The sequence below is a fragment of the Enterococcus sp. RIT-PI-f genome, from assembly GCF_001297065.1.
GTDB lineage: Bacteria > Bacillota > Bacilli > Lactobacillales > Enterococcaceae > Enterococcus_D.
In genome coordinates, this window is sequence record NZ_LHOX01000005.1 from 35,512 (window position 1) to 48,576 (window position 13,065).

Below are 13,065 nucleotides of genomic sequence, written 5' to 3' on the forward strand. Positions count from 1 at the left end.
TCCAGTCATGCCAATCATTCGGGCATGTCGAAGCAGAGAAACCCGCGAATTGACGACGCAGTCCTTTAATGCTATTCTATTCTGAATACGTTCTGAAAATAATAAAACATACTATCACCAAATAAATATTATTTAGATAGCAAGAAAGGTGGCTTTGTTTGACAAATATCCTAGGTTTTATTTCATATATCATCGTGGCCAGCTTCTCCCCAGGCCCCAATGCACTCTTATCGATGGCCCATGGCGGTAAATATGGCCTGCGCAAAAGTCTTTTGTTTAATTGGGGGATCTTTGTCGGTGTCTTGATCGTGATGAATATCTGTGCTTTTTTCAGCCGTTTGCTGCTGACCGTCTTTCCCGGCTTTCAATCCGTCATGGTTTGGATCGGCGCTGTCTATATTCTTTTTCTAGCGTGGCAGACCATCAAAAGTAAGGCCGAATCAGAAACCACTACTGATGAAGAGGAACATATCTTTTTTCAAGGCATGCTGCTGCAATTTGTCAGCCCAAATACATTGCTCTATGGAATCACCGTGTACGCATCCTTCATCTTGCCAAATTACGAAACACCGACAGCACTCCTTTCATTTTCGCTGCTGTTGGCGCTGGTTGCATTCATTTTCACAGCCTGCTGGACTATTTTCGGGGCATTATTCCAACATATCTTACGAAAATATACCTACTGGGTCAACTTAGTATTGGCATTGCTTTTGGTATACAGCGCATTGGCACTGATATGGCGCAGTCTATAAAATAAAAAAACAGCATGGATGATCCAGGCAGCTTTACACGCCTGATACATCCATGCTTATTTTTTTAGTCATGTGTTTTTTCCTCGGGTTTCCAAAAGAGCAAGAAGGCGATCCTGACTGCGATCAAGCCCAAAACCACTGCAAAGATCAGCGGATTTTGCATCCAAATCATCAAATGCCCTAAATAAGGGATATGCAAGGCCAAACGACCAACATATTTGTCCTCAGTCACCTGTTTCATATCATTGACTGTATTGTGGTCGCCTCTCGTTTGGATGCCTTCATCAGTGATGGAAATAATCCGATGGGTCACCATCGTGCCCTCATTCTCGAAAGTAATGATTTCGCCTACTTCCAGCTGGTCAAAATCTTCCGCCTGCACAACGACATAATCTCCCACCCGCAAGGTGGGTTCCATACTGCCGCTGATCACGGTATACCCTTTATACCCAAACAACCCATCGCCTTCTGGTTTTGAAAGAAAGTTCAGCACCGCCAGCAACAAGACCGCTGCTACTACAAGCGTACCGCAAAGGGACCAAAGGATACGCAACACCATGTTTATTCTATTCAAGATATCTCCTCAACTTTGATCAATTGATTTTGTTTGGTTGAATTATACAAATAACGCCCCCATTTGCTAGTCACAAAAACCCGACTTTCATAGGTTTCCAAACCATTCTCCAGTTGAACTTTTTCAACGAAAGCCGGCAATGAAGACAAAAACTCTTCAGGACGCTGATCATTGAGAACTGTCATGTCATAACGAATGGTTTTTGAAGCTAACCCCACCTGCCCTGTGCCATCGATTTGAAAGACATCAGAAGCAGTGTCCGGCTGCAGTACTAACAAAAGATATTGCTCCTTTAACAGCAAATACATTCTTTTTTTGATGATGGCGATCGATACACTCTCTAACTCAGCCTGCGCATTTTGATCCTTAGTTTCAAAAGCCGTCAGATTGGTCAATTGCAGCATTTGCGGCGAACGCGTTGTCTTTGCGACACTCTTTGCCTCATCCACAAAATCCTCTTTGGTCATCGGTTCGGTATATGTAGACCTTTCAAAAAAATCGGTCCGAAAAATATCCTCTTTGATTTCATCGTTCAACACAGCGGTAGACAACAAATGTTGATTATCGGCATTTCTTTCGTTCATTTGCACTTTAAGCAAATAAAAGAAACCTGTAACAGCAGCAAATAACAAGATACTCACAACGATTTTATACTCTCTTTTCACCCAACACTTCGCTACTTTCTACAAGTCGTGTCAATCTCGTTTAAAAAATGACCAAACAAAGAATAGCGCAATTAGACCACAGAGTAAAGCAAAAATTAAGGGATTTTGCATTTTCATCATAAATGTGCCTAAAAAAGGGATGACCATGATTTTTTTGCCAATATAATTGCTTTTCGTGACCGCTTCTTGATCAGGGGTCTCATTTTGGTCTCCTTGGACTGTCGCAGATTCTGCTGTTTTTTCAATGACACGATGGGTCACGATCGTTTGGTCTTCTGCCTGATAGGAGATGATGTCCCCTTCTTGGATACTGTCAAAATCATCCATCCGATCAATCACATAATCCCCCGCGCGAAATGTCGGTGTCATGCTGTTGCTCAAGACAGTGTAGCCTTTAAAGCCCAAAAGCCCCTTGCCTTGCGGCGCAGATAAGACATTTAATAGAACAAATAATAAAACGATGACGGTTAAGATAGTCAGTAGACTATTGGTGATTGTTCTCAGTTTCATTCTGGCTCCTGACTTGGTTCGGTTTGGTTGGTGGTTGATTCGGTTGATTCGGTTGATTCAGTTATTGAAGCATCTGGTTGATCTTCAGTCATCCTATCGGACACGCCTAAATCCGTATCATTTTCTGAATCGACTTTCTTCTCATCGCTTTCTTGCGTAGAGTTCTGTTGAGATTCATTTGTATTCTCTATATCTTCGGAGAAACCAGAAGCGGATTTTGCATGACTATTTTGTTGCATTTGAGTAGAATCAGTTGAATAGCTAGCAGAAGAACTTGCGTAATCTGTCCGCTTATATAATGTATAACTTTTCTCTGAAGTTGTAGAGCCAAATCCAAATTGATAACCTAGAAATACAATCATCTGTTCGATGGTATCGGGTTGATTCGAAAAAGAATAATCAAAAGAAATTTTCACATAATCCATTTTTTGGCTATATGAAACGCTAAATCCACTCATAGAACTGTTGCTGAATGGTTGCAAATAATAATGGCTTAGAAAATTCTCAGGGATTTTCATATAAAAATCTGTCGATACTTTAAATGAATTTGCTTGTCGTTTCGCAGTCTTGTTAACAACAGTCGTTTGAAAATCAGAGATCAAGTTGGACAGATCAATGTCAGAAAATTCTTCTTGATCCACTGAAATAACTTCCCTTGAAAAAACTATCTGTTTAGTCATCTTATCCTTAAATATCAGCTGGGCCTTCTTACCACCTTCTGTATCTAATTGTTTCAGATGGATTATACTATTTTTCAAAAAAGATACTTCAAATTCCTTAGCATCAGTACCTGTAAATTCAACATCGAAATTTTCCCTCACATAGTTGCCAATCTCAGCAGAGGTCAAGCCATAAGAAAATGTATTCGTCTGTTCGTTACTAAACATTTGGTAGTTTGTCCCTATAGTACTTGAATAAAGAGGATTATTCGTATAAGTATTCGTCCGATTCACGTCTGATTCTAATATTAAAGGTTTACAAAAATCATTAAATTGATTGTAAGTTAAATGATTATCGATATAATCGAATTTAATACCTGCGACCGTAAACTTAGCATCAACCACACTATTTTCTATACCCAATTGAAGTTTAAACCCTTCTTGGGCAACATATTCAATGGATTTGAGAACATAGTTGAAATTTCCCGACTGTACTGAGTGTATAGCATGTTTGAGTTTAGTTTCTGTATCATCTTGTTCTTTCAAACTGATCATCTGATTGTTCTTATATTTAATAAAAATGATTCCTGGAACAACTGTTGTATACTTATTATCAAGGGTACTATAATACAACTGCTGACCTACAGCATATCCCGCTTGGTTAAATGTCAGACTTTCAGGCCATGCCGAAATTGGGACTGCTTCACTTGCACTTTTGAATGAAAATTGTAGGCTATCCGAATCAAAAAAGCCTATCGTGTCTGAATCAGTATTGGCTTGACTGATCGTCACTTTGACCTCAACAATCAAAGCTTGGGTGCTGTCCCATTGTTTCATTTGTTTAATGGAAAATTGGAGGGTCCTTTCCTCTCCCGATTCGATTGATTCCTTTTGGGTTGGAGAATTGATTGCTAAATATTGCCCAATTTGCGCCTCACTTAAGACTTGATCCCCGAGTTTTGCAGAGACGATCGAATACGTCAATTTTCCATCTAAAGTTCCGGTGTTCTTCACCTTTACATTGTGAACCTGATTCTCTCCTATATGCGCAAAAGATTGGCTCGTTGTAGATTGATTTTCAAGCGTCATCGACAACGTCCCTAGTTGCAACGACAAATCAGCAGAAAAAATTTTCTCATCCATAAAGACAGCCTGTACTTCTTTTGGAAACGTACATAGAATACAAAAGAAAGCGGCCAAAATGACCGCTGACAAATGAAATTGCCTCCGCATATTTTGCCCGCCTTTTAAAATTAATTATTTGTGTTTTGTTCCACAGTTATATTAATGGCTTCAGAAGCTTTAGATAAATCAAAAGTTTGGGAATCCTTATTTCTACCTGTCGAATCATTATATTTTTCAGCGTCCTTAGGATCGATTGTAATGATTATTTTTACAAAGATTTTATCATTCGGAGAAATATCAAATTTATTTCCAGATATATCTTGTGCTGTAGATCGATCATCTCCACTTAATACTACAATGTTCAATCTCATTCCACTTGAATCTAATTGGTCTTCAAAACCCTTGCTAACTGTATAAAAGACTTTTGCATCTAAGCTACCTGTATATTGTACAGTTTTGGTTAACGTAAACGTATCACCGGGTTGAGCATTGGCAAAAGAATTTCCAACTTTATTAGAAATTTTTGCATTTTCACTGTAATTGTCCATATAACCATATTGCCACTCGTCATTTGAAGTATCATTAGCCAAACTAACTGTACCAGTGGATAATTTGATTTCAGAACCCACACTCGTACTATCTGTAAAATAAGCATATGTGCCGTAAGTAGCAAACCCGATAAAAATAAGTGCCAGCATCAGAATTGAATAACGGTTGCTCTTGCGCTTTGTATTTCCTTCGCCCTTTTGTTGTTTGTGATTAAACATTTTTACTCTCCTTATTATGTGTCTTCTAAGCTCAACGTTCTAAAGTATAGCAAAGGAAAAACCTTATGACAACAAGGAAAAACAGCATTTTTAATTTTATAACGCTAGACAAAATATTCACAATAAAGGTTTTATACAAGACGAAGATTTTACCGGGATATATAATTATTAAAATTCAATCATTTAGAAAAATACTTTATAACTATTTTGCGATCGATATGTTTTTTAAAATTTATTTCGCTGTCAAATAAACTGTGCATAGACCTTTAAATTCAACAAGTGAGAACGGAATCATAAAAATACACTGTTTTCTCGAAAATATTGCTGTGATTTATTCGGTTAAAATAACGTTAAATAAAAACGAAATTCAGTGATGGATTCATTCCGGAAAAATATACAATAAAGCATTAAATATTCATCTTTTATAACATTAGAATTTGATTAAAAAACTTACGTTTATTTAGTAAACTAGTTTAAATTTTAACCGTTTTCGAAATAAATGTGTAAAAATCTAGGACTTAGGATCATCTTTATGCTTGACGATCTGCAATTACTGAATAACAACCAATAGCTATCCAACCTATCTAACTACTGATATAAAAGCATTTATCTATCTTTGACACAATGACCCATCATTCGAAATATCTTACCAATTAAAAACCAAACGACACAAATAAGCTATCGGCTAAAAAAAAAGACATTTAAGTCTAAATGAAGATTATTTTTTTCTCATATAATCATTTGGGTGCACAATGTATTTTTACTTTGTATAGTGTCAAAATTCGACAATCAAAATATTCATTTTTGAACATTTTTTCGTTGTCTTTATATGCAAATAGCAGGAGTTATAATAACTCCAAAAAATAGAGCAGTTAAAAAGGCGTCTTTTTAACTGCTCTATATTATAGCCATGAACAACATTACTGATTATCTGGTACGCCTTCAATCGTCAATGATTCGATACTTGCCGCGGTCATATCGGCTGTCACATTGGCTTGGAATGTCACTTGATCGCCGACTTGCAAGAATTGTGCGTAGGGTGAATTATTGATATTGACACTATAGATGGTGGGATCATCTTCTAATAGGAAGGAGATCACTGTTTGGCTGGTGCCAGTCAATAATTGGACCCGTTGTACGATGCCCTGTTTTTCAGCCATGTTGGCTGGATCACTGCTTTGATTATTGCTGCCGCTAGTGGCTAGCTCAATGCGATAGGCGTCGAGGGCAGTCTGCGCCGTATCCGCATCAATGACGATATCATTGTCAACAGCGTTGATGTAGACGTATTTCTTGAAGATTCCTTTTGAATCCATCAATGAAACGATCCAGGTCTGGACACCGTCGATATTATACAGAACAGGCATTTCCGCTTTCCATTTTTTCTCAGGGTATATTTTAGACGCGATCGAGATGGCGCCATCACTATCCATGATGCCTACATCAGTATCGCGATAATAGGTCAGTTGTCCTGTGCGTGCATTGATCAAAGAGTAGCCTAATGCAGAATCTTGGTTGCTGTCATCACTGGTGAAATCAGTGAAATACATCAATTCACTGTCTTTGTTCAACATCGGGGTGATTTGACCAGACGCATAAATGCCATTTTCTGTTGGAATTTTGACATCTTTCTTCGCACCGAAAATAAATTGGTTCCACCAGCCTTGGCTATACCGGCCATAATACTCATTCAAGCGATTGGCTGCCGCAGAAGTAATCGGCGCATCAATAAAGCTTGGGGCTTTTTCACTATCATAAAGGTTGACCTCACCGGTTTCAGCATTTAAGACCGCTGTTTTGAAATGATCAAAATGCATCAAACCTGTGACCCCATATTCCTTGTACAATGTTTGTACATAAAATGGATTCCCTGCTTCATCGATTTCCAAATTAATCGTGCCTAATGCGCCATAACCTGGAAACGCGGCATAGATTTTTCGTCCAGCATCTTCATTGAAATAAGCTGAAGGTGTATAATGCAACGGTTTGTTAACGAACTCAGGCTGGGCATTGATATCTGTGGCACTGATTTTAAAATAGCCGGGAATTTCTTTGAGTTTGAACCATTTCCAAAACCCATTGTATTCCAGCGTGGCCACATAGACATACTCGCCATTGATGGTTTGTGCTGTGATTCCGTCCAACGTGAACATATTGGAGTTGGGGATCACTGAAAATTTTTGCAGCATTTTTCGTTTTGCGGTATCAGGCGCGATCGCTATCGGCGTTTCTTTCGTCGACGTCAGCGTTTCTGCCTGCTCTTCGGTTTTTGCTGGAATCGTAGCATAGATTGAATCCGTAGATACAATGCGTGTGATTCCACTGATTCCCCCTAATAACAATGCTGCAACAATAGCCAGCCAAAATAATTGCGGTGCCAAAGTCATTGATTTTTTCGGCGGATTGACTACTTTCTTTTGTTTGGCATTTTTGATTTCAGTTGCAAGCTGACCGGATTGAATGTATCCCAACAACCATAAAAGCATGCTTGCCATTAAGACACCGATCAAATTGATCCATAAGATCGAAGACAGTGTTTTGCTAGGCAGCACTACGTAAATAATCCCCGCTAAAATCAGCAGCTCGCCAATCGTCAAGATCATGATGGGTTTCTTCTTGCCTTTTTGCAGGATCGCCAACAATACGTTGGTGCCCAAGATCCCTAATCCAAATAAGATGGTTAATTGCATAAAGTCAATAAACATCACTTTTCTCCTTTCATTTCCCTATAGTTCATTATTGAGCAAAACAACTATTTTGTCTATCCATCTTTAGAAGGATAAATAAAAACCACCGAAGCCCGCGCGCAGCGACTTCAATGGTTGATTGATGGTTATCCTTTGGAATTTCACTTGGTACCCATATGCATAGCAGTGACGCCTCCTGCATAGCTTTTGATGCGCACATCCCGAAAACCCGCCGCCTCAAAATCAGCCCGCAACTGCTCTTTGGCGGGAAATGATTGGGCAGATTCTTGCAGCCAAGCATACTCTTGAAAGCTCTTTGCGAAAATCTTGCCAAAGAAAGGCATAATATAATGAAAGTAAAAACGAAACAGTTGTTTCCACCCCATCATTTCAGGCTGTGATGTTTCCAGACAAACCACTTTACCGCCAGGCTTCACCACGCGGTAAAGTTCCTGTAAGACTTGCTGATGATCTGCGACATTCCGTAAACCAAATCCGATCGTCACATAATCAAATTGATCAGCGAGAAAAGACAGCTGCATTGCATTGCCTAATTGCCAGTCGATGGCAGCCGCATCCTCTGCGCTAGTTTTTTCTTTTGCAATCAGCAGCATTTGTTCACTAAAGTCGACCCCCGTCACGTGACCAGAAGGCCCCACAGCATTTGCCAAGGCCAAACTCCAATCTCCAGTGCCGCAGCAAACATCCAAGACATCGCTGCCTTTCTTTACAGACATACGCTTCATCACATCTTTTCGCCAATGCTTATGCAGACGAAAAGAAATCAGGCTATTCATTGGATCATATTGCGGTGCAATTCGTTCGAACACTTGATGCACTTTAAGTTCCTTGCTGGGAAGTGCCATTGTAGTTCCTCCTCGCTTCAATAAAGGCGTTTTCATGATTTTTTAAGTCTATCATGAACAAGAGGAATGAACAAAGATTCGAACTTTGCTGCTTAAGCAAGGTTCATTTGACTATTTTTTTGTGCATATACAGTGTGGCCAACCGATAGTCGTAGTAGATTTTTGAGAATGCCAGCAATTCTCCATTTTTGAGGTAACTATCATCCCGCACGATCAATGTGGGCATACCCGCTTCTAAGTGAAAGAATGCTGCTTGTGGTGCAGTTAGTGCGCCACTTTCGATAAATTTATCAATGAAACCGACTTCCAACTGTTTCTCTTTGGTCAGTGCTTCAAAGATCGACCCTTGTACCATCTCATCTGACATCTGCCCGACCCTGTCAGCAAGATAATAAGAATGATCGATCAAGTAAGGTTGACCATCCAATGTGCGGTAGCGTTGCACTTCAATAAAACGCTGATCATGGGCAAATTGTATTTGGCTTGGCAAGAACAGCGCTTCTGAACTGGTGACCTCGCGCTTAAGAAACTGAACAGTCTGGATGTTCTTCTCCCCTCGAGTCAAATCTTCATTGGAGCCTAGCTCACCTTGTTTCAAAGCAGCAGGATCCGTTTGCGCTCTGACAAATGAACCCCGTCCTTGCATTTGATAGATCCGGCCCATTTTGCTCAATTTATTCAGCGCTTGTCGCAATGTATACCGGGAAACCGCATAGCGCGCCAACAATTCACGCTCACTGGGCAACTTCCCTGCATCATTTGCTAGATCATGACTATCTATTCCTCGAATCAATTCTGCCACCAATTGATCGATCGTTGGTTTTTCCATTTTCCTCGCTCCCTTATTTCTACTACTCAATATGTACACGATTTCCAGATAAAAAGCCAGCTATTTTTTTGATAGCCGGCTTTCGGATGGAATTGTTCAAATTAGACATTTGTCGCTTTGCTTTGTTCTTCGTTGTATAATTTGCCATCATACATTTTGATGAATGGGAACCAAATCAAGAAGGCCACCGCTGCACAGATCAAAGCTAATACGAAAGCTCGCCAGTCACCACCAGAACCGATAAAACCGGAAATCCCAACCGGAATGGGCCATGCCACTTGCGCCAGCGGTGGATTGACAAATCCCCACGAAATAGCAAAATAAGCTATTGTCATAGAAGCCATCGGTGCTAAGAAGAATGGAATTGCAGTAAATGGATTGTACACCACAGGCATACCAAACAGAATTGGTTCATTTATATTGAAGATTGAAGGCACAATAGCTGCTTTTCCTAATGCACTTAGTTGTGCTGATTTGGCAAAAAAGGCAATGAATATAACCATGCCAAGTGTTGCACCTGATCCGCCGATCGTTACAAAACTATTGTTGAATTCACCCGCAAAAGCAATATTGGCACCGTTTTGATTTTCTACCATATTCGACAACACGATTGGTGTTAAAAATGAGGTAACAATTGTTGCACCGTGTATCCCAACGATCCATAGTGCATGCATGAAGAAATAGATAACTAGCAAACCAATCCAGCTACTACTGATTTGTGAAACAAAGCTAAATGGAATAGCAATCACTTTAAAAATATCTGTACCTAAAGCAACTAATGAACCGTTGATCACAATAACAACCAAAACAATCAATGCTGTTGGTATCAACGCAGTAAATGAGTTAGATACCCCAGTTGGTACTGTATCAGGCATTTTGATCACAATATTGCGTTTTACACAAAAAGCATAAATTTTAACAGCAATGATCGACATAATTATTGCTGTAAAAATACCTGTAGTGCCAAGTCGCGTCACACCGCCAGCCATTTCCCAACCATCGATGATTTTTTGATCGTCCGTAATAACATTGACTAAAGTAGCCATGCCTCCTTCGAATACCAATTGCGGCAAACAAATGAAGTAAGCCATCATCGACAACAATGCTCCATTTAATGGATTCAAAAGAATCTTTTCCTCTTGTGCTTGGATTTTCGTATATTCGTAACCAAACACTAAACAGAAATATAATGCTAAAATCCCCATTGTAGCAGTATTACCAAGCATATAAAGACTTTGTACTTTGTCAAAAGACGCACTCCAAATTCCTTGTAGAGCAGGAAAACTTTGCGGCAAGACACTAATAACTAAGAACATTGATCCCACAATCGTAAAAGGGATCGATGCCATACCAGCAGCCATCACGCCTCGTACAATTCTCAATTGCGAGATTTTACCCATTGGTCCCATTAAGTAGCGATCTAAAAAACTAAAAACTTTACTATTTTCTGTATCCATCTTATTTTCCTCCCGTTCCTTCAAACGCTTTCAAATATGCTAAATATTTATCTTGATCATGCTCGATCAACCAGATCTTGCGTTGTGCATATAAACAAATCAGCAGACCTAGCGTAAACAGACCAAGCAAGAGCCAACGCCCTGTCTGATTCATAAATGGGACAATATACTGTGTTTGTCCTATCAATGCGAAAATAATCCCTATGAGATTAATCGCCATTTGTATCCATAGACCACATTTGGTCACCTTCAAACGATTCGATTGCTGCCAATATTTTTGTGTTTGCTCCACCAAAATACAGCCGTCCATGACCATTAGCAGGATTGGAATCATACCAGCAACTGTCCAATGGGCGATACTCAAGATTGTCCAATAAAGATTAACGAAGAAAAAAAGTGCGGTTACATAACGTAAGAACATAAATCGATTAAAGCGCATACTATTTTGGGCAACTTGTTGTTTGCTCAGACTATAAACAGGTTTGCTGTTTTTCATTTCATTTCCTCCTTTCAATTTGTTTGCAGATGTTCGCCCAACAACTTGTTCGAACAAGTTCTATTTTAGCATATTATTTTTCAATTGCAACCGATTACTTTAAACTGTTTTCATTGTTTATCTGGATGAGATTGATTATTTGGTAGATTTTGCTATGCTAATAATAAGGGAACGAAATTCTGATCTATTCACCAAATAGACTGTAGAAAGAAGGTTTATTAAATGGCTGAGCCATTTGCATTTGTCAATGATCAACACAAATTAGTCGAGTGTTACACAGCGGACATAGATGCGATCGAAGATCCTTATTTTTCAGTCGGCTTTATCATTCAACCACTTGACCAAGGCTATTTTATCTTCAATTCCATCAATTTGACCGGTTCTTTAGAAAGTATCCAGCTGCGAAAAGTCGAGGACATTACCTTGCTAAAGGACAATACTGCCTATCTTGACGCGTTTACCTACTATATTAACTATAATAAGCAGCATCAATTATTCGATCCTTATCAGCTTGAGGCCCAATTGAATGAGCAACGCTTTGACACGATTTTTGCGCTGTTCAATCAACTATTACAAAAAAAACAGATCATCAACATCCTCACCTATGAAGATCAAGTATTCACAGGGACAATCGCACTCTTAGACCAAGAAAATATTGTTTTGAATTTGTTGGACTTTGAAGACTACACGTTCCATACAAAACAAACGATTCCTTTCAAACACATTCAAACCATTGATCTCTATCATCGTGAAAACTTCTTGATCAAAGTCTATCTTGCCAGCAAAAGCTGACAAATCCCTTGCAATCAATCGATAACATGCGTTCTAATTGCCTTTTGATCGCTCACCACTTACACTTCAACTAAAAGGATAGTTAATCGAAGGAGTGTATACAATGGATGATTTAGAAGCATTTCTTGCTAAAATCACAGATCATGATAAACAAGATAAACTGCGGACTTTATTTTCAGATATTTTGGATGAATTTCCTGATCTGCAGCCTGTTATCAAATGGGGACAACCAATGTTTACAAGTCATCAAACATTTATATTAGGCATCAGTGTATCAAAACCACATTTTTCAGTGTCTCCAGAAACGGCTTGTTTGAATCAATTCATCCCTGAAATCGAGGCAGCGGGATATAGTCATACCGACAATATTTTTCGTATCAAATGGACACAACCAATTGATGAAGCGTTGATTTTTAAGATGATTGCCTTTAATTTGGAAGAAAAAGCAGACATGACGACTTTTTGGCGATAATCGAATAACTCTGAACGATCAATATTTTATTGGTCGTTTTTTATTGTCTTGATAAATAATACATGATATTATGCAAGTAAAACTATTTGTAGGAAGTGAACCCATGTTAGGAAATCTTCGATTGATTCCCCAAAACTATCGCCTTGCGTATAGTGCATACCTTTGTGCACTGATTGGCAATGTCATTTACATCATCTGGCAACAGCCTTCTTTGACATACGCTTTACCCACTTTGATCTTACTATTTGCAATTGACTGTTTTCTTTTTTCAAAATCGACTGAGAAAGTCCTATGGCCATTTCTCGGAGATTGCCTCATCTACCTATTGATATTGCTGTTCATTTTTACATAGCCTGCTGACAACAGATATGAATCAACTATAATCTATTGGCCCAGCCTTGATTTTGGCTTTTT

Annotated in this window: 13 protein-coding genes; 3 read left to right on the plus strand and 10 right to left on the minus strand. The window is 39.0% G+C overall.

Annotated elements, in window-relative coordinates:
* The first annotated feature begins 158 nt into the window (after positions 1-158).
* Entirely contained in the window at positions 159-752 is a 594-nt protein-coding gene (locus AEQ18_RS01670; protein ID WP_054114638.1) for a LysE family transporter, read from the plus strand.
* A 64-nt stretch (positions 753-816) separates the two neighbouring features.
* Here AEQ18_RS01670 and AEQ18_RS01675 read toward each other — a convergent pair whose 3' ends face one another.
* The 10 genes from AEQ18_RS01675 to AEQ18_RS01725 form a co-directional block, all read right to left on the minus strand.
* Positions 817-1,326: a signal peptidase I gene (locus AEQ18_RS01675; protein ID WP_082348570.1), complete on the minus strand. Its 510-nt coding sequence runs from the start codon at positions 1,324-1,326 to the stop codon at positions 817-819.
* Positions 1,323-1,991 (minus strand): hypothetical protein, encoded by a 669-nt coding sequence (locus tag AEQ18_RS01680; RefSeq protein WP_152911860.1) that lies wholly within the window; start codon positions 1,989-1,991, stop codon positions 1,323-1,325. The genes AEQ18_RS01675 and AEQ18_RS01680 overlap by 4 nt, the downstream gene beginning before the upstream one ends.
* Positions 1,992-2,021: 30 nt before the next feature.
* Positions 2,022-2,501: a signal peptidase I gene (locus tag AEQ18_RS01685; RefSeq protein WP_054114641.1), complete on the minus strand. Its 480-nt coding sequence runs from the start codon at positions 2,499-2,501 to the stop codon at positions 2,022-2,024.
* Entirely contained in the window at positions 2,498-4,303 is a 1,806-nt protein-coding gene (locus AEQ18_RS01690) for a hypothetical protein (protein ID WP_160316044.1), read from the minus strand. The genes AEQ18_RS01685 and AEQ18_RS01690 overlap by 4 nt, the downstream gene beginning before the upstream one ends.
* 110 nt (positions 4,304-4,413) lie before the next feature.
* Positions 4,414-5,052 (minus strand): hypothetical protein, encoded by a 639-nt coding sequence (locus AEQ18_RS01695; RefSeq protein WP_054114643.1) that lies wholly within the window; start codon positions 5,050-5,052, stop codon positions 4,414-4,416.
* A gap of 920 nt (positions 5,053-5,972) precedes the next feature.
* The gene (locus AEQ18_RS01705) at positions 5,973-7,757 is read right to left on the minus strand and encodes a hypothetical protein (RefSeq protein WP_054114645.1); all 1,785 of its coding nucleotides are present in this window, start codon (positions 7,755-7,757) and stop codon (positions 5,973-5,975) included.
* Between the two features lie 143 nt (positions 7,758-7,900).
* Complete coding sequence (locus AEQ18_RS01710) at positions 7,901-8,605, minus strand: demethylmenaquinone methyltransferase (protein ID WP_054114646.1); 705 nt, start codon at positions 8,603-8,605, stop codon at positions 7,901-7,903.
* Positions 8,606-8,708: 103 nt separating this feature from the next.
* On the minus strand, positions 8,709-9,434 hold the full coding sequence (locus AEQ18_RS01715) for a GntR family transcriptional regulator (RefSeq protein WP_054114647.1): 726 nt from the start codon (positions 9,432-9,434) through the stop codon (positions 8,709-8,711).
* Positions 9,435-9,535: 101 nt separating this feature from the next.
* Positions 9,536-10,891, minus strand: coding sequence for a PTS cellobiose transporter subunit IIC (celB, locus tag AEQ18_RS01720; RefSeq protein WP_054114648.1), 1,356 nt, complete (start codon positions 10,889-10,891; stop codon positions 9,536-9,538).
* 1 nt (position 10,892) lies between these two features.
* Positions 10,893-11,387: a hypothetical protein gene (locus tag AEQ18_RS01725; RefSeq protein ID WP_054114649.1), complete on the minus strand. Its 495-nt coding sequence runs from the start codon at positions 11,385-11,387 to the stop codon at positions 10,893-10,895.
* A gap of 222 nt (positions 11,388-11,609) precedes the next feature.
* On the opposite strand from AEQ18_RS01725, the gene AEQ18_RS01730 reads away from it, so the two are divergent.
* Positions 11,610-12,179 (plus strand): hypothetical protein, encoded by a 570-nt coding sequence (locus AEQ18_RS01730; protein WP_054114650.1) that lies wholly within the window; start codon positions 11,610-11,612, stop codon positions 12,177-12,179.
* 103 nt (positions 12,180-12,282) lie between these two features.
* A complete protein-coding gene (locus tag AEQ18_RS01735; protein ID WP_054114651.1) occupies positions 12,283-12,651 on the plus strand; it encodes an iron chaperone in 369 nt (122 codons plus the stop codon).
* The last annotated feature ends 414 nt before the right edge of the window (positions 12,652-13,065 follow it).